The organism is Adhaeretor mobilis (assembly GCF_007741515.1).
Lineage (GTDB): Bacteria > Planctomycetota > Planctomycetia > Pirellulales > Lacipirellulaceae > Adhaeretor > Adhaeretor mobilis.
On sequence record NZ_CP036263.1, the window covers coordinates 5,910,201 to 5,928,788 of the forward strand.

The window sequence follows — 18,588 nt, forward strand, 5'->3', positions numbered from 1 at the left end:
ACTGCTGGCTTGCCCATCGCGGGTAGAGCTCGTCAGAACAAACGCAACGTCCGCCGGGTTATTCAAACATGGATATCAGGGGTGCCTATCGAACTGCTTGCTTGATGATGCTTGTCATGCTCGCGCTGCAGCCAACTGCATTGGCCACTAGTGGATGGGATCACTACACGATTGAGATTTCTGGCGGTTACCAAATTCATGGCAACACGGGCATGCTAACCGTGAGGCGACCCCCTACCGTCGAGATCGTTGGTTTGAGGGAAACGAACAATGAGCCGATTGTGGGCTATGCCGACAGCGACGATCATTTATTGCTATGTACGGTGCCGAACATAGCTCTTGCTTTAAAGCATGACGACTGGAGGACCCGCATTCCGTTCGAAGGGGCGGAAGTATGGGTGTTGGAGAAGAGCACAGCAGAGCTTGTTGGTCCGATGACGGAAGCTGACCTCACCAACTATTGTGAACAACGTCGAGTTTCCCCAGAGACTTGGATCTCTGCGAAGCAACTGGGCGACACGGCTATGGATGACAAAGCTTGGTTTACACTGTTCCTCAGTCTCGTGGCCAAACCCAAATTGTTGATCGCTGTGATTATCGGGATTGCGATCCTAGTTTTTCTGACGATCTTGTTCTTCGAACGCATCCAGCATCGAAGGGCGAACAAGGGAAACAAAGGGGGCAGGTCTGCTCTGTCGAAAACCCGTGCTTGCTAGCTAGACCCGTCGGTGGTGCGTTCGCTTAATCTTCTTGATGAAGCTCCGCCGCAGCGTCCCGCACCGCAGCGCTGGGGTCCGATTTTGCCATCTCAGACAAAGTCTTGTGGAGCGGCGTTCCAGCCTCACTCAGATCAGCAGTCGCGGTGACCGACTCGAGGCGTTCCAGCTCCGATGCACTGGCGAGACCATCACGAATTTTAGGAAGGATCACGTCGATGATCGCTTGATCGCGTGAGGCGATTCGGGCAAGCGTCCAGGCGGCAGCCAGTTGCTCGAACCGACCTTCCAACGAATCTGCGTCGATGCTTTCCATGTGCTTAAGGAGCGCATCGCTGGCAGGCTTCGCAGTCGGGCCGATTTCGCGCAAGGCGTGCATAGCACTCTGACGCACGTGAGCGTTGCTTGAGTCGAGTTGTGCGACGAGCTCTTCCATCGCCGTAGCTGCCTGCGGACCAAATCCTGCCAACACCTGATTGATTTGCACGCGCAGGGAAGGTTTGGCCGTGTCCAAGCAACTCACTAACGCGTCGGCAGCGTCTGCCGCTTGACTGCCCATTCGACTCAAGACCTCGACGGCCAATTCACGCGTGTCTGGGTTAGCGAGAGCCTTCTTTGCGTGCGGGATCACTTCGTCGCCCAAACTTGCCAGGGCACTAACGACGTGCTCCCTTGCTCTCGGATCTTTAGCCGCTTCGATCAAGTAGGGCGCTGCCATTCCGGATGGCATCTCGAGGGTGGCTAGGCCGTGGGCGGCTGCATGTCGCATATTTGGGTTTTCGCTCTCCATTCCCGCTACCAGCCGTTGGATGGCAGTTGTCGTCAGCTGCTCATTGCCAGGATCTGTCTTGGCCAGCGCCCAAGATGCTGCCATAGCGACAAATGCATCGTCGCTATTCGCTCTAGCGTCGAGGGCTTTTTCCGAGTTGGAAGCACCTATTCTCCCTAGTGCGTAAATGCCGCTTAACTGTACCGACTGGTCTTCTTTCCAGCGCTCTAGCGCCTTCGCAATTCCTGCCTCCGCCGACTCCGCGGCGGGACCAATCGCGGCTAGCGCCATCAGTGCCTGAGGAATTGCATCTGCGTCGCCGCAACTCTCTAGGAATGCAGCCAGTTCCGGCGTCGCGCCGGCAGCTTCAGGTCCAATCTGGGAGATGGCCACCAACGCCCAAGACGCTGCGTTGGGCTCCTTCAGGCAAGCTTGCAATATCGGGGTTGCTTTGGCGCCTGCATCGACTATTACCTCTACGGCGTGAATCGTAACTGCGTCATCGCCCTTGGCGAGCACTTTGCTCAATGTGTCCGCAATTTTCATCGGTTCAACTTTTAGATTTCGCAACGCACTGATGGCGGCTGCTTGCACACGCCGATTGGACGACAACGCCGCGTTTGTCAGCGTATCGACCGTTCCATCTGAAGCGTCGCCAGACTGCGCCAACGCTGAGATTGAGTGCACTTGCACGATCCAATTGCTGTCTGCTGCACCGCGTTGCAACTTGGCGACGATCTCGGGATTGGACAATCGCAACAGCCCTGCCGCTCGGGCCGCTCGCCAACGAACCGCGTCGGACGAAGCCGCCAACGCATTGTTGATTAGTTGCGTCGCATCGTCGTCGCGGGCGCCCCCCCGGATGAGTTCATCAATTTCGGCCGCTGTCGCATTGGCGGTACTGTTCGTGCTTTTCGATTGCGATTCTTCCTGACCCTCAATCGCCACATTTGTGGTTGTTGTTGATTGCGCTGGAGCGTTGTGCGTCGACGCCTGCAGCCAACAGACGCACGCTGCTGAAATTCCCAGAAATCGCAAGATTCGCATTGTCGTCATTCTTTCGCGCCTCAATGTAGGGGTTACTAATACGGCTCGTCCTGAGACCTTGTCCTGAGACAAGGTGGGCCATCAGGCTAGCCAAACTGCTCGTTTAAAGAGAGGTGTAGCGAGTGGAGAAAGGAGAGCGCTTGCTTCACGGCTGGTAAGGGGTATTTGTTTTTGTCTGACGTTATTGCCGCGACCCATTCTTTAATTTGCTCTTCGACCGCCATGAATTCCTCCATTTGCAAGCTGCCGTACTTGGCACGCTTGACTAACAATTCATCAATCTTCTCTTGATAGGATTTGTACGATGCGTCTCGACACAGCATGGGCCATCCCACTGTTCCCGTTGTTTGATCGTATTGCTGAGGCGTGAGTGGATGGGGTGCACGCTTGGCATTGAACACTCTCGCCTTGGCTTGGCGTTCGGCAACCTCTTGTTGTTGGCGTTGTTTGTCGCTGTCCATGCGCCAGCGTTGGGCTTCAACATACTTCGTGTGATTATCAATGCTGGCGCTGGCAGCGGCTGTCAGGTTGCGTGCGGCTAAACTATCATTGAGGTTCTTTTGGCCTTGCGCACTGATGGCCGAGCTCATGCCTTGCAGGGCGCTACCGGCGGCCGTTGAGGAATGGTATCCGCCGCCCCAGCCGCCTCCGCCATAGACATTTGCATTCTCTGCTGGTGCCGACCCCTGGTAGGTCGGAGCGCTTGGCGGCGGCTGTGTTTGTCCCCATGCCGTGACCGCCATCGCTAATGAAGCGCCTATCGCTAATGAACGAACATGGGCAACGACACCAACTGCGGCATGGAAATAGGCAACTAGCATAATGGGGCTCCAGGTGGCCGATTCGGAATGAAAAACAATCTGACTACGTTTGCCGTGCAGCACACCGGTCCTCAAAGACCACTGACGGGGTTCATGGTTAAGCCGGCCAATCTTGTCCTGCGTAACGTCGGAACGTAGCTCGAAAGACTATCGAAGGCAGAGCTGCGAAATTCTAGACCTACCCAGCATCATAGTTGATACTGCAGGGGGGGGCAAACGGTTGCTGCCGGTGCCGCAGGAGGACTGCAAAGTCAGGGCTTGAGCAGTCCAAGGCCTAGCCTGGGTCAACAGTATGATCAAACGCTCGATGGGCTGAGCTCTACATGCAGGCTCTTACTGGTCGTAATCAAAAGAAATCAACCTAAGAGTGCTTACTCACAAAATCATGATTCTCTGACACGACTAGGCTTTCGACAGAGCATGTCAGGAACGAATGGCACTGCTAGCCTGATTCTACCAGGCTTGGCCGCATCAGCTTGCTCGCGGCGTGCCACACAGGCATAATGCCGATCATCGCGTTGGTCCACAGAATCAACGTGCGCACGATCAACGTTTGAACGATCAACTGGGAGGAATGCCAAGATGCGCTACTCAGGACACACCCGACGATTGGCCCCCCGTGCCGCCGTCATTTTCTCTGCTATTTTGCTCTCGTCTGCTGCGGAGGTTGTCGCTCAAACGGCCTTCTATACCTTCACTTCAGGTCCCAGCGGCGACGGCTTTATTTGGGATGTTGACTCTCCGCCTGCGGGATTGAACGACCTACCGAACGGCGAAAACTTCCACGCACCCGACCTAGACGGCGCAACGAACAACATCGAGAACTACAGCGGCAACGTCACTTACTTCGACACTTCTTATCAAGCAGCTGGGAATAGCAGCCTGATCTCAGACGAAGCCTGGTGGGGCAATCCGACCGAGCCATTCTCTCCTACGGTAGGTGCCTACTTCGTTAATACCTTCAACGGTGCTGCCGACTCCGTCGCGTTCGACTTCGCGTGGGCCATTGCTGGAGAAGATGCTTATGATTCTCTTGAGATTGAAGTCTACGACGACGATTTCGATTTCGCTTATCTCTACTTTGACCTGGATAGTAGCTTCAATGCGGGTCCAGCGTTTGGAGGGTTCCAGGGTTGGGAAGGTAGCATCGCTTTTGATCTACTCGACGCACAGAATGACAACTTCGATGTCGATGCGATCGCCGGCTTCTCAATCTACCTGGACCCGATCTCCACGCCGGGGGGAGTGGGTGAATTCGCGATCGATAATCTCGACATCAACGGGGGTGGTGCGACTGGGTTCGATGGACCGGAAGAACTGTACCCAGCAAGTAACGACCCTGACTCCCTACTTTCTGGCTTCTCGACACGCTGGCTGAAAGATACGCCGGTCACTTCCAGCTCGAGGTTCAGTTTCGATGTGGTTAACAATACCGGTAGCGATACGGAATTCAGTGCATCGCTTGATGGCACCTCAGATGCCGTCTTCTTGCCGGGCAACCAATTCAGTGGCGAGTTTCTCGCCTTTGGAGATACGCAAAACATTACGCTCCAGGAAGTAGCCCTTTCCAACCCATCAGGCGAGTATAGCGCTTCAGCAACGCTCAGCAACGATCTCGATCCGAGTGATCCAGACAATACGGTTAACTATGGATTGAAGATCTACGACGCCCCAGCGATTAGCTCCAATGCAGCCAATCCCGTGCAAGTTCAAAGCGGCGGGCAACTCACGCTTGCCAATGCGGCTGCTGGACCTCATGCCGGTGCGCTGCGTGCCGGCGTGGAAGTCACGGGGCGGAGCATCACTGGTCCTTTCCAATTTGCTGGCAGTACCCTCTTGATCGACGATTTCGTTGGCCCAGGCACCTCCGCCGCGGAATCCCTACTGTTCAGCCGCTTTGGACGACTCACCCAAACGTACATGGGCAGCGCGACCATTGATCTACAAATGAACTCTGCGGCAGGCAGCTTTCTTAACGGAAGACAGCCCGTCCCCTCGATTACTTGGAATCTGGAGTTCGCTCTAGCGGACACGCTCTCTGATTCGGCAAACCTGCCAGCCAGCGGCAGCCTTGCTGAGCAAGTCGGCGTGAACAACGCCACAACGGCAGCGACGATCGTTGGTGGCCATTCGTCCACAGCACAAACAGTCAGCATGGCGCTGGTGAGTGACCCCGAACAGGGCGATGCAACCAAGTCAGCCGATCTCGCGACCAGTGTCGTTGACCTCGATTTTTCAATCTCTGCAACCAGCCAATTGCATGTGCTTCAGTTCACTTATCTCGACGGCAACCTGCCAAGCGGTTTCACCGAAGCGCAACTGGAGTTGCTCGTGTTCGATACGGGAAGTGATGATTGGATTCGCGCCATCGACGCGAACTTGGACAATGGCGCCGGTAGCGCGTTCTTCGCCGGATCGTACGAAGACTTCCTAGCTGGACCCGGGGGCGGCTCGCTCGACGCTGCCGACCAGAGCAAGTACGGCGTGGATGCTACGAACAATATGGCGTGGGCCGTGCTCAATAACGAGGGGCTCTTCTCGCTGGGTGTACTCGGCAACTTTGCACTTAGCGCCGACACCGAACCCGATGGCGACGTCGATGGCGCGGACTTCCTCGCATTGCAGCGTGATAACCCTTCACTGATTCCGACATGGCAGACGGAGTACGGGAGTGGTTCGGGGGCCGTGCTGTCCTCGACGTCCTCTTCGGCCGGAACAGTCCCCGAGCCGGGCACTTTTTGTCTGCTCTGTCTGTTCTTAGGAGCTCTCCGGCAATTTCCTTGCTCGCGGCGTGCCGCATAAGCATAATGTCTACTTATCGCGGGGAGTTTAGCGCATCGCGTTTGGCGCCCCGCTAACGGAAGTCATTCTTAAAGATGTCCTCGGCACGCTGTCTGCTGGCGAAGACAAACCTTTTTTTCTATTTTTTGTTTCCTATTTGGCATCAGCGTCAGCTCGGAGAAAGCTAGTGACACGTTTCCAGATTGGCGCCCTGGGCGTCATGGTTGCCTTGTCCACGATTGTCGGTTCGCTTAGTACGGCAGTGGCGGGGCCTATCAATGAATTCAATCTTATCGCGCTCGGGAATCTTACCGGCAACAGTGAAGTGGAGGGCCGTGCCTTTGTCGGGGGGAATGTCAGCGGCAACGCCAAGAATTTCGTCACCATGGCCGCGGGGCTGAACAGTCCCGTTTCGACTTCTGGGTTGGCTGACGACGACGGTTTGATCATTGGCGGCCAACTACTCAGCACGGTAAACGTGAACAATGGCGCAAACGTCCGTGTCAGCACGGCCAATGCCGGGGCAACGGTCAATACCAACGGAGGTGGCAGCCTCACTTACAACGATGCCGGGGTCGCGGGAATTGCCGCGGATGTGAACAACTCTGTCACCGGAGCGAACGCCTTCTTTGCCGGCCTCACGGCCAACTCGACAATCGACGACTCGGACTTCAACAATCTGGTGTTCAACGCTACGCCCGGTACGAACGGCATCGCGGTGTTCGACCTTCCCACGAATTTCTTCTCCAGCCGCAATGGCACCTATGACTTATCCGGCGACCTAGCCGCGGATCTGTACGTCATCCGCATCGCGGGGACCAATCTCTCAGCCAGCAACGCGCTGAATCCCAACAGCAATGAATTCAACGACCCGGCGTTTCAAAGTCGTATTGCCTACTACTTTCCGGACGCCACGACGCTCAATCTGAATGCACTCGGGGGCTCGGTCTTTGCATCGGCTGCTGATTTGACCCTAACCACGGCAGTCGAAGGCACCGTAGTGGCGAACAACGTGGTGCTCAATGGAGAAATTCACCTGCCGACGCTGGAGGTCAGCGTTCCCGAACCGTCCTCGCTTGGATTGCTGCTACTCTCGACAATTACCATCGCAATCAGCACCCGGCGCAAGCCGCGGGGTACAGCCCTGTGAATTCGCTCACCCCTACTTCCGAGTGGCAAGCCAGTATTTTTCTGCTATTTTCCTTTGACTCGCACTTCTCACGAGCGTAACTTGATTGCGGCGATCCGTAATGTGGACGGGTCGCAACGGAATAGCGATGAGCGGCACACACCAAGGCAGTTGCGCGCAATGCCCAGCTACCTAATCGATTCCTGCTCGGAGGTGTCGTATGTTGATTGTCAGGTGCTTTTGCTGCGCCATACTGTTTGTTTTCTGCTGGTTGCCACTTGGGACTGCTTCCGCCCAAACAGATTTTTCTTGGAACGGAACCGCTGGCGCGTTCTCCAATGCAAACCAATGGTCTCCCACCGGCGGTCCGCCCACGAGCGCTGACAACGCGCTGTTTCAAGCGGGCTCGTCGTTCACCGTCAGCGGCAATGGCACGGCGCTTCGTTTGGATGTGGCCGTCAGCGATGTGACGTTCACGGGTGCGATTTCGCCGACAGGTTCTCTGTTAGCCCCCGCTGTCATCATTGGCCCGATGTCGTCCGCTGGAAGCGCCACATTCGATGGCAGCAGCGCGGCGCTCAACGCGGGGTCGGTCGTGGCGATCGGTCCTTTCGGTGCTAGCTCGCTCACTTTCTCCGATGGGGCTACGGGCACGTCGCAAGGAATTTCAGGCGGCTCGGCAGCAACCGTCATCGGGTTGAATCCAGCCGGCAACGGCACGCTCACCGTTACGGGCATCGATAGTAGCTACACCGCTACCGGCGGACTCTCCCTGGGTGGGGAAGGCACGGGGGTGGTCCACGTCCTGGATCAGGGCCACCTCGAAACCAGCGGGGGCGCCTCGGGGGCGGGCTTGAACATTGGCTTCGACTCCACGGGGTACGGCACGCTCAATATCAGTGGCGACGCAACCGTCAACAATCAGTTTCAAACCAATCTCGGCCTCAGTGGCACAGGTATCCTCAACATCTCGAGCGGGTCGTTCACCACCAGCGACAACGGACTCGCGAACCCCGCACTCTCGATTGCCCGCTTCACCGGTAGCGAGGGTGATCTCAACGTTTCCGGCACCGGCGTGGTTACCACCGTGGGCGAGATCATCGTCGGCGGCGACGGCATCGGGACAATGACGATTACCGATGATGGATTTGTCGATTCGATCATCGATACTGACGCTCCCGCGATCGTCGGTTTTGGTTCGAGCGCAACGGGCAATATTTTGATCGATGGTCCCAGCGCCGAGTGGCACGTTACCGACGCGCTCGTCGTTGGCCAACAGGGATTCGGTACCGTGGAATTGACAGATGGCGGAAGGCTGTACATCGATGACACCGTGAACACTGGCGATCCGTATCTCTATATCGGCGAAGCGGCGGGTTCCTTCGGCACCGTCCGCGTCTCGGACGAATTTTCCTATCTTGAAGCTTTTGACATCCCCATCATCCTTGGCAAGGATGAAGAAGCCGACGGTACGTTGGAAGTCTTCAACCAGAGCGAAGCGTTTGTCCAGCACACCACAGTAGGTGGCGAAGGCTACGGCGAAGTCTATGTCGATGGCGCGAGTACGCTCACGACTGGTACGATGGTCATTGCTGACAAATCAACGAGCGAAGGCTATGTCGAAGTCCGTGAGGATTCGGCGCTCGACGTGCTGGGGCAGCTGATTGTCGGCCATGAAAGTGGAGGCGATGCATTCAACGAGCTATACATCGCGGATTCCGCTGTGACGGTGTTGGAATTCATTGTCGTCGGCAATCAGGCCGACAGCGACGGGTCGATCTATATCGAATCGTTCGAGGACGGCGGATCGTCTTCAATCGGCGGAACGTTGACGGCACTCACCGTGGGCAATCTGGGTAGCGGTTTGCTGGATATCTCTGGCAATTCGACAGTCACCATCAATGGCCCCACCGATTTGGCGGTCGAATTGGGCAGCACGGGCACGCTGGATATGTTTGGCTCCGCAACATTTACCACGACTGGTACGTTTACCGTCGGCAACGAGGGGGACGCCACCGCCGACATGGGCGGCACGATATCGTCCGGAACCGTGTTCATTGCCAAGACCGGCGGCACTTCGTTTGCGGGCGTTAACTTCGGTACATGGACGGTTAATGACTCTGGACCTGACAACGGTTCGGTGTTCGTGGGTGGCAGCGATACGGCGTTGGGAGGGAGTGGACAATTGTTTGTGGAAGGCACGCTGACGGTGAACAATCGCGTGAAAATCTGGAATGGCAGCACAGCGAGACTCAGCAGCGGCGGCACGATCAACGCCGCCGCGGTAGTAGTCCTGGGCGACCTACGCGGCAATGGCACAGTCGACGCACCGACTACCACGCTTTCAGGTGTCATTGCTCCCGCAAACAATGCGGGTTCCAACACGGGCAAGCTAACGATTGACGGCAATCTTGACTTCGACCCAAGTGGCCGATTTCAAGTCGAAATCGGTGGCACCACACCAGAAACAGAATTCGACGTGATCGATGTGACCGGTGATGTGACGCTCGACGGTTTTCTCGACGTGTTCCTAATCAATGGCTTCACACTCGCGCCAGGGCAAACGTTCGACATTCTCAACGTCACGGGCTCGCTGACGGGGCTGATCGAAGGGCACACCGAAGGCGATGTCGTCGGAACCTTTGGCGGTACGGATTTATTCATTACTTACGCAGGTGGCGATATTTCGCTGTTCACAATGGCCGGCCTAGTCGCAGACACCGAACCGGATGGCGATGTCGATGGTGCGGACTTCCTCGCGTTGCAGCGTGATAACTCTTCGCTCATTCCGACATGGCAGACAGAGTACGGGAGCGGTTCGTCGTCGTTTGCCTACTCGTCACAAGTGCCGGAACCGGCTGCTATAGGTCTGCTATTACTGGGCCTATCGCTATTTCCTTGCTTGCGGAACTCCGCACGGGTCTAATCAGAATAGCAGCGGAGTCGCAGGGTTAATGCTCACCGACCTTATCCAAAGTAGATAGCAATGCGTTATCAGTTTTCTTGGGACACGTTCGTACGCGCCCTGCTTGGTTTCGTACTCTTGTTATTTCTTAACCAGCAGGCTTCCGCCGAAGATCGATTTTGGATCGCGACCACCGGAGGCCCGTTCGGCAATGCAAGCAGCTGGTCGGCTACCTCTGGGGGTGCCGGAGGGGCGAGCGCCCCCAAAGCGGGCATCGATACTATCTTCGATCAGTCGGCCACGTATACGGTCACCGTCGGAGAGGATATCGCCAGCGACTCACTTACTCTCAGCGCTGGCGATGTGACCTTTGAGACCGACGCCGGAGCAGTCTCCGCATTCGACTACACCATCGGGGGCGGTTTGTCGGTCCATGGTGGTACGCTCATCGTTGCCGACAGTGCCTCGACTCATGATGTGAATACCGACATCAGTGGCAACTTGTTCGTCGCCGGGGGAGCAGCCGTCGAACTGCAAGGCGGAGCAACCACTAGCGGCAGCGCTTCGATTGGCAACTCAACCTTCAGCGTGGCCACAATCGAGGTGCAAGGAGCCGACGCCTCCTGGATGGTTAGCGGCAACCTGGATCTTAACTTTGGCGGCACACTTAACGTTACCAACGGTGCCCATGTCACCAGCCAGTCAAGCACGATGTTTGTCCCCGGCGGCGCTTTTGCCGTTCAGGCTTCGGCAAGCATTAGCGGAAACGACTCGACTTGGACTACGGGTGATCAACTACAAGCGGGCATCATTGATGTTTTCAATGGCGGCCTCCTGGAATCAAGGTCAGCAGCGATCAATGGCGCTGTGACGGTTGACAGTACTGGCGGAACCGCTCAGTGGGATAACCAGACAGCGATTACCTTTACACCAGGCATTGCCGGGGCCAGTCTCAGCATTGTCGGCGGCGGTATTGTTACGACCGGTTCAACAAGCATGAACGCATCGAATGGCTCGGCAAGCTCCGCCTCGATCGATGGAGCGGGTTCCGCGTGGAATCATACAGGCAATCTTGACATCGGAGGCACGGGATCGAATGTTCTCCAGATCCTCAATGGAGGCGTGGTGACCAACGCAACCGGCTTGGCGGCGGGCGGCTCGACGACAACGCTCTCCGGCAACGACTCTAGGTGGACGAATTCGGCGGGGCTGACCGTGGGAACGACTTCTGCAGCGCCCGTCAGCGACAGAGTGACTATCAACTCCGGCGCGGTAGTTGAAGTCGCGGGAGCCATGACCCTTGAGAATACAGGGCTCATCGAGCTCTCCGGGGGCACACTCAAATTCGACGCGTCGTCCTCCTCGGTGAGTGGGCAGTTTGTCATGACTTCGGGCACGCTCCACCTCACCGACGCGGCTGGTTACAGCTTCGGTAGCAGCGGCAACGTGGTGGATCAAACCTTCGGCGGAGCACAAGCATTTGTTCCCGCAGGCATGAGCTTGGTAGTTGATAATACGTTGACCGTACCCGTGGGCGCTGAGCTCACTTCCCTCCAAGGGGAATTCACAGGGCAAGCCATCAGCAATGCTGGACTCATTAATGGCAATGGCATTACCCTTTCCTCCACCGCTGGACTAGACAATACGGGCGACCTCGTGCTAATCAACTCCACCGTGAACGGCCCCGTGAGTAATAGCGCCGGGTCGAGCACCACCGTTGTGGGCACTGTCGATTTCAACGGCACCATCAGTGGCCCGGGAAATTTCTTCGGCCCTGGTACGGCTAACTTCAATGGCGGTTTGGCCATTGGGGCAAGTCCCGCGGAAGTAAACTTCGAAGGCAACGTTGCGCTCGCCGCAGCCAACACATTGTTCATCGAGATCGGAGGGCTGCTTGCTGGTGATGAGTTCGATCGGCTAACGATTGAGGGAGCAGCAACACTAGACGGCACTCTCGATGTCGAACTTATCAGCGGATTCACTCCCGCAGGTGGCGACACGTTCGAAATCCTCACCGCTGATGCCGGCATCAGTGGCGTATTCTCGTTGGAAGCACTACCTGCGCTGGACACTGGGATGGAGTGGAATGTCACCTACGGAGCGAACAACGTTATTCTTGAAGTGCTTGCCGTTTTAGCCGCCGACACCGAACCCGATGGCGATGTCGACGGCGCAGACTTCCTTGCTTTGCAACGTGATAACCCCGGGCTGATTCCGACTTGGCAAACGGAGTACGGAAGTGGTACGAGTTTGCTCGCCGCTACGCAGCAAGTCCCTGAGCCGACGACTCTTTCCCTGTTTTTGCTAGGACTAGTGACAATTTCTTGCTTGCGGCGTACCGCACGGTTCTAATGGCTACTCGGCACAGGAACATTTGACAGAGGCATACACGCCGGCTGCTGTGCAAGCGTGTTTGGAAATCGTTCACTTCTCGATTCTTGGGGATTGTATATGTCTCGGTATGTATGTGCGCTGCGGCGCGTTTTTTCTTGCCTGCTGTTCTCGTTGATTGCATGCTTTGGGTTCGATCGTGCTGGGGCGGCCGATCCGATCAAACTGAATGGACCTCTTGTCTCGGGTGGCAATGTTGCTACTGCTGGCTTGCAGTTCAGCCCCGACTCTAGCCTCGTCCTCTACTCGGCCGACCAGGAAACGGACAACATCGACGAAGCTTTCACCGTCCCCAGCACCGGCGGCGCGTCAATAAAACTCAACGGCACGTTAACTCCAGGCGGAAATGTATCACCAGTCAGCCTGCAGTTCAGTCCTGATTCAAGCCGCGTCCTCTACTTGGCGGATCAAGATACCGACTCTGTATCTGAAATCTACAGTGTTTCAAGTGCAGGAGGCGCGGCTGTGAAACTCAATGGCGCCTTGGTAGGCGGCGGCGATGTTTCGTTTGGTGCGCTATTTAGTCCCGACTCAAGCCGAGTTGTCTATCACGCAAACCAGCAGAACGCCAGCGTGAGCGAGCTCTACAGCGTTTCCAGCGCTGGAGGCTCGGCGGTAAAGCTCAACGGCTCACTTGTAGCGGGCGGCTCGGTAGCAGGGTTCGGGTTCCAATTTAGTTCCGACTCAAGTCGTGTCCTCTATGCAGCTAACCAGGATAACATCAGCGTTTTTGAACTCTTCAGCGTCGCCAGCACTGGGGGTGCCGCGGTGAAGCTCAATGGACCACTGGCAACCGGCGGCGACGTGTCTGCCGCTGCCAACGGCTGGAAATTCAGCCCGGACGGCAGCCATGTCCTCTATCTTGCCGACCAGGATATCAACAATGTAGATGAAATTTACAGCGTACCCAGCGCCGGAGGGATGCCGGTTAAGCTCAACGGCGCGCTCGTGCCGGGCGGCGATGTCTCCCCTAGCGGCTTGCAGTTCAGTCCCGATGGCAGCCTCGTCCTCTACTTGGCCGATCAGGAAGTTAACAACGTGACCGAGCTCTATGCTGTTGAGAGCGCGGGCGGCACGGCAGTAAAGCTTAATGGTCCGATTACAACTGGCGGCAATGTTATCAATAGCAATGAGAACTTGCAGTTCAGCCCCGACTCCAGCCGCGTCTTCTATCGAGCCGACCAGGACACCGACGGCGTGGGCGAAATCTACAGCGTATCCAGCACCGGGGGCGCGGCAACCAAGCTCAATGGTCCACTGGTGACCGGCGGCGATATCAATGTAATGCAAGTCAGCCCCGATTCGGCCCGCGTCCTCTATCGCGGAGACCAGGAGACGGACGGTGTACAGGAAATCTTCACAGTTCCCAGCACCGGTGGAACTGCAGTCAAGCTCAATGGCCCGTTAGCGGACGGCGGCGATGTCGTTCAGGAACATTTCAGCCCTGATTCTAGCCGCGTTCTTTATTACGCTGACCAAGAAGTCAACGACGTGTTCGAAATCTACTTAGTGCCAACCAACGGCGGGACGCCGACGAAGCTCAATGCTCCGCTCGTGCCGGGTGGCGATGTCTTTACAACGGGCTTGCAGTTCAGTCCCGATGGCAGTCTGGTCCTCTATCAAGCCGATCAGGACACCGATGAGGTGGTTGAAATTTACACTCGCATCGTCCGCCAGCATTCGCTCCCTGGCGCCGGCAATTGGGATGCGGGCGCCGCTTGGGATCACGGCGGCACGCCCGACGAAGTGATGCGAGTGTTGGTCGATGGCGCGGGGACCGTTACCGCCAGCGGCATCGGCACGCGCAGTGTGAATGAGCTGGTCATTGGCGGCGGCACCGGAGCATCGGCGCTGGCACTCACCAGCGGTGCGGGCATCACGACGCTGCATGGAACGAGGATCAAGACGGGCGGCGTATTACGTGGCGATGGCGTGCTGGTGAGCGACCTCACGATCGACGCTGGCGGCGAGTTACGTGCTGGCCCGGGTGAGCACCTGATGCTGGCCAGCGCAGACACTGTTTCAAATTCTGGCCGCATTGAAGCGATCGGCACGACCAACGCCCCCGCCGAAATCGAATTCCAGGGAACCTTGGTCAATGCCCCAAACACCGGTCTCATCGTTGCCCGTAATGGCACACTGCGATTCAATGGCGATTTATCGAACCTCGGCAGTCTTGCAGTGAGCTTCGGCAACACAGACATCTTTGGCAACGTCAATAACATTACCTTTCCTCCGACCTCGTCGGTTGGAAACATCGTCATCGGAGGTAATAGTAACGTGACGTTCTACGATGATGTCGCTAACAACGCTGTTTTGAACGTAGCGAGCGGTTCGACGGCGGTTTTCTTGGGCGCACTTTCAGGCAACGGCAACGTCGGCTCTGGCGACATACAGGCACTCGGCGATTTGCAACCCGGTTTCAGCCCCGGAGCCATGGAATTCGGCGGCGATCTGAGCCTCGGACAACTGAGCAACCTCGAAATTGAGATCGGCGGCCTCACCCCCGGCATCGAGTTCGACCTCGTCGATATCGCTGGCGAAGCGGCGCTCACTGGGGATTTGGAAGTCAGCCTAATCCATGGCTTCGAACCCAGCGCTGGCGACACCTTTGAAATCCTCACGGCAGATGAGGGAGTCAATGGCACATTCTTTTCTACGATCTTGCCGACACTCACCGGCAATCTCGACTGGCAGATCAACTACGGCACGAACAATATTGTCCTCGAAATTCTTGCCGTACTCGCCGCCGACACCGAACCGGATGGCGATGTCGACGGCTTTGACTTCCTCTCGCTGCAGCGTGATAACCCGGGGCTGATTCCTACTTGGCAAACGGAGTACGGGAGTAGCCCGGCGGTGGCAGCTTCAAACAGTGTGCCAGAGCCGAGAACTTGGTTGTTGTTGTCTGTTTTGACAACCGTTTTCTCGGGACATCGCTGCCTAGCTGGACGAGTGTGAGTTTCCCTGGTAGCTTGACCGGAGATTCTCAACTGCGATTCGCACCCGTTGCTGCTTAGGACTTGGGGGGAACTAGAAAGCCTCGTCTTGCCTGCTTTCATTTAGCCTTAGCAAGGGGAAAGATTATGCGGATCGCAATCATCGCAATAGCGACCTTGGGTGGCATGTTTTGTGGCGGCCCGTTTTCATCGTCCGCAGTTGGCCAAGAGGCCGATTGGTCGACTGCGTTCCGATTCCGCACGAGCGGTGGATTTGAGAACCCTGGGGTGATCGCTGCGTTTAATCCCCAGCCCGAGCCACCCGCCTATTTCATCCCGCCGGAGATCGACCTCAGTGAAGCAACCGAATTGCGCATGACGATCCCAGATATCGCGGTGAGCGAAGGGGGCGCGCAGATTTTGATGGCCTTGCCAGACGAGTTTTCTTTCGAGGCCGATGGCGCACCCAATGGCGAAGCGTTTTTCTTTCAAGCCAATGGGCCCAGTCCGCTGAACATGCAATTCACGATGACCACCGGCTCAGGCGGATTTGCGGCGCCTGGCACCTGGGTGGCGTTTAATCCCCAGCCCGAACCACCCGCGGGTTTCCACGGCATCGGTTTTGAATTTCAATTCACTTCGAACTCGCCAGCAACGTTGGTGATCGAAATTCTTGACGATGGTGTCGAGCCGCTCGCCTTCGAACTGCTGCAAGGGGCTGACTTCGATTCCGATAGCGACGTTGATAGCGCGGACTTGGCTGCCTGGCAGGCAGCGTACGGAGGAGCCAGCGGCGGCGACGCCAACCTTAACGGGCAAACCAACGGCGAGGATTTTCTGCTTTGGCAACAACAAAACACCACAGGCCAGGAGATCGTCGCGGTGCCGGAGCCTGCTGGAATGGCAATTCTTGTCGGCGGACTACTTTTGATTCTGCGTATAAAGCGCCGGACAGTATTCCTGGTTTGCATGCTGCTTCCACTTACATGGTGCGCGTCGTCGGCACAGGCGGTCGACAAATTCTGGGACGGCAGTGCCAGCGACTTTTGGTCCAATGCTTCGAACTGGACTCCCTTCGGCGTGCCCGCACAGAACGACAATGCCATCCTAAACAATACGACATTCGGTTCGGCTGTCTTTCTGGCGGGCAACGCGCGGATTCGTGGCCTGCAGATTTCCAATGGAATCGACGTCAACACCAACGGGCACCAACTCTCTGCCGCAGGAGGTGGCGGCAATCCCACGATTATTAGCAACCCCGGATCGAGCCTCACACTACGCCATGCAGCGAATGCGCCTACGGCATTTTTCACGCATCGTTTCGAGCTGGTTAACGGTGGAGACTTGTTCCTGGGGGCCCTCGGGCAGCTTGGGGCGGAGGTCGAAATTGGTGAACCAGGTTCAACGATCGACGTAGGCAGCGTGATTAGCGGAGCGGGGTTCATAGGCTTCGACAACTTCGGCGGTGGCTCGACAACCAGTGTGCTGAACAACAACGGCACGGTCCGCGCCAACTTCGGCACGCTCACAATCAGCACGGACGGAGCGTTTGATCTCGACGGGACCAACGGCAACGGCGTAGTGGATGTGGACGATGGCACATTTCTATCCACGTCGCTTCGTCTCAATGTGAATGGCCCGCTGACCGACCCCTTCGACGGCACCATGCAGATTGGTCGGGGCGACACAGTCTCCTTTTCCGATTCGTGGCAACTGGGTGCCAATGCCCAGGCGGGTAGCGGACTGTTGGAAATGAACGGCCTCTCCGACACCGCGACATTAAGAGGCGGCGACGTTACGGTGCGTGGCAACGCTACGCAAATCAACGTGCTGTCGGGCAACGCGGTTTTTTTCCCCGACTTCGACATCGATCAGGCGACGATGACAATCTCACCTAATACCAGCGTCGACTTTCGGGGTGACATGGACTTCCGCTCTGGTTCAAAGTTCAATCTCGGCAGCGGCTCGACCATGGCGATCAACGGGACAACCGTCTTTCGACAATCGACAGTCAACTGGGATGGCCCTGTCGAGAACAGCCAAACAACCATCGGCCCCACGGGCATCCTCGAGTTTCAAACGAACTCGATCGAAGCGATTGGCAACCAGTTCGATGGCTCGGTAAGCGTCCATGGAGGTGTGCTCAGTGTGCAAACCAGTGGGGCCTGGGTGATGAACGGTAACTTGAACCTGAACAACGTGAACGACTCGATCGGCCGAGTGAGCGGGCAGCCCTTCATCGTCGGCAACGGAGTCGATACCGGACCTGATGGTGCGGTGAATGTCGGCGGCATCGGCGAAACTCGAATCACTGCCCAGACGACCTTCCGCAGCGACGCGGAACTGACGATCAATGCTCGTGCTCTGCTGCGAATCAATAACAATGTAACGATTGAAACCGGCGCAGAAGTCTTCGGCAGCGGCACACTGCTCAACGATGGCAATCTGCTGATCCAGAATGGCGTGACCATTCCCGGCAAGCTGCAGAATATCGACCGCTTGACGCTCTCAGGACCAACCACTTTCAGCGAAGTGACCGTCGGCGAGTACGAGCAAAGCGCACAATTCTCGCGAATGACCGTTGACATCGGCGACGCAGCAACCAACATGTTCGACCGTCTGACGGTTGTGGGCGACGCCATACTGGGCGGAATTCTCGATGTCGATTTGGCGAGCCTCACCGAGCCCGTGTTAGGCGATCAGTTTCCACTGATTACGGCCAACAGCATCAGTGGCACCTTCCATTCGCTACAACTGCCACCGCTCAGCTCCGGCGATGTCTGGAATATCAAGTACAATCCCTCTTCGGTGATTCTAGAAGTCGTTGCGCCGCTCCTAGCGGACTTCGACAACGATGGCGACGTGGATGGCTTGGACTTCCTCGCTTTGCAGCGTGACAACCCCGCGCTGATCCCTAACTGGCAAACGGAGTATGGGAATGGGTCGGTGGTGGCGGCAAGTGCGAATGTGCCTGAGCCTTCGACGGTTTGCTTGCTGTTGCTTACAGGATTATTTCTCACTAGCCCCCGGCGTCGAATTCTCTAGCCGTCGGCGCGGGGTTGAGAACTTGCGAACGATTCCGTGCTACCA

The 18,588-nt window shown here is 56.8% G+C and carries 9 protein-coding genes; 7 read left to right on the forward strand and 2 right to left on the reverse strand.

The window, feature by feature from the left end:
* The first annotated feature begins 68 nt into the window (after positions 1-68).
* Positions 69-716 carry a hypothetical protein gene (locus HG15A2_RS23385; protein WP_145063786.1) on the forward strand — a complete coding sequence of 216 codons (648 nt, stop codon included), beginning with the start codon at positions 69-71 and terminating at the stop codon, positions 714-716.
* Positions 717-741: 25 nt separating this feature from the next.
* Here the strand turns inward: HG15A2_RS23385 and HG15A2_RS23390 are convergent, their stop codons facing one another.
* Both HG15A2_RS23390 and HG15A2_RS23395 read right to left on the reverse strand, forming a co-directional pair.
* Positions 742-2,541, reverse strand: coding sequence for a HEAT repeat domain-containing protein (locus HG15A2_RS23390; protein WP_145063787.1), 1,800 nt, complete (start codon positions 2,539-2,541; stop codon positions 742-744).
* Between the two features lie 77 nt (positions 2,542-2,618).
* Positions 2,619-3,353, reverse strand: a complete 735-nt coding sequence (locus tag HG15A2_RS23395) for a hypothetical protein (protein ID WP_145063788.1) — start codon at positions 3,351-3,353, stop codon at positions 2,619-2,621.
* A 582-nt stretch (positions 3,354-3,935) separates the two neighbouring features.
* Here HG15A2_RS23395 and HG15A2_RS23400 point away from each other — a divergent pair.
* The 6 genes from HG15A2_RS23400 (at position 3,936) to HG15A2_RS23425 (ending at position 18,543) form a co-directional block, all read left to right on the forward strand.
* Entirely contained in the window at positions 3,936-6,155 is a 2,220-nt protein-coding gene (locus HG15A2_RS23400) for a hypothetical protein (RefSeq protein ID WP_145063789.1), read from the forward strand.
* A 166-nt stretch (positions 6,156-6,321) separates the two neighbouring features.
* On the forward strand, positions 6,322-7,284 hold the full coding sequence (locus HG15A2_RS23405) for a collagen-binding domain-containing protein (protein ID WP_145063791.1): 963 nt from the start codon (positions 6,322-6,324) through the stop codon (positions 7,282-7,284).
* A 199-nt stretch (positions 7,285-7,483) separates the two neighbouring features.
* The gene (locus HG15A2_RS23410; protein WP_145063792.1) at positions 7,484-10,189 is read left to right on the forward strand and encodes a beta strand repeat-containing protein; all 2,706 of its coding nucleotides are present in this window, start codon (positions 7,484-7,486) and stop codon (positions 10,187-10,189) included.
* A gap of 60 nt (positions 10,190-10,249) precedes the next feature.
* Positions 10,250-12,520 carry a beta strand repeat-containing protein gene (locus tag HG15A2_RS23415; protein WP_145063793.1) on the forward strand — a complete coding sequence of 757 codons (2,271 nt, stop codon included), beginning with the start codon at positions 10,250-10,252 and terminating at the stop codon, positions 12,518-12,520.
* 99 nt (positions 12,521-12,619) lie between these two features.
* Entirely contained in the window at positions 12,620-15,520 is a 2,901-nt protein-coding gene (locus tag HG15A2_RS23420; RefSeq protein ID WP_145063795.1) for a hypothetical protein, read from the forward strand.
* A gap of 125 nt (positions 15,521-15,645) precedes the next feature.
* Positions 15,646-18,543 (forward strand): autotransporter outer membrane beta-barrel domain-containing protein, encoded by a 2,898-nt coding sequence (locus HG15A2_RS23425; RefSeq protein WP_145063796.1) that lies wholly within the window; start codon positions 15,646-15,648, stop codon positions 18,541-18,543.
* Positions 18,544-18,588: the final 45 nt, after the last annotated feature.

What these genes read in the sequence shown, in the direction of transcription:
- HG15A2_RS23390 (WP_145063787.1), bottom strand. Translation starts at nt 2,541, where the DNA reads ATGACGACAATGCGAATCTTGCGATTTCTGGGAATTTCAGCAGCGTGC.
- HG15A2_RS23410 (WP_145063792.1), top strand. Translation starts at nt 7,484, where the DNA reads ATGTTGATTGTCAGGTGCTTTTGCTGCGCCATACTGTTTGTTTTCTGC.
- HG15A2_RS23420 (WP_145063795.1), top strand. Translation starts at nt 12,620, where the DNA reads ATGTCTCGGTATGTATGTGCGCTGCGGCGCGTTTTTTCTTGCCTGCTG.
- HG15A2_RS23400 (WP_145063789.1), top strand. Translation starts at nt 3,936, where the DNA reads ATGCGCTACTCAGGACACACCCGACGATTGGCCCCCCGTGCCGCCGTC.
- HG15A2_RS23425 (WP_145063796.1), top strand. Translation starts at nt 15,646, where the DNA reads ATGCGGATCGCAATCATCGCAATAGCGACCTTGGGTGGCATGTTTTGT.
- HG15A2_RS23385 (WP_145063786.1), top strand. Translation starts at nt 69, where the DNA reads ATGGATATCAGGGGTGCCTATCGAACTGCTTGCTTGATGATGCTTGTC.
- HG15A2_RS23395 (WP_145063788.1), bottom strand. Translation starts at nt 3,353, where the DNA reads ATGCTAGTTGCCTATTTCCATGCCGCAGTTGGTGTCGTTGCCCATGTT.
- HG15A2_RS23415 (WP_145063793.1), top strand. Translation starts at nt 10,250, where the DNA reads ATGCGTTATCAGTTTTCTTGGGACACGTTCGTACGCGCCCTGCTTGGT.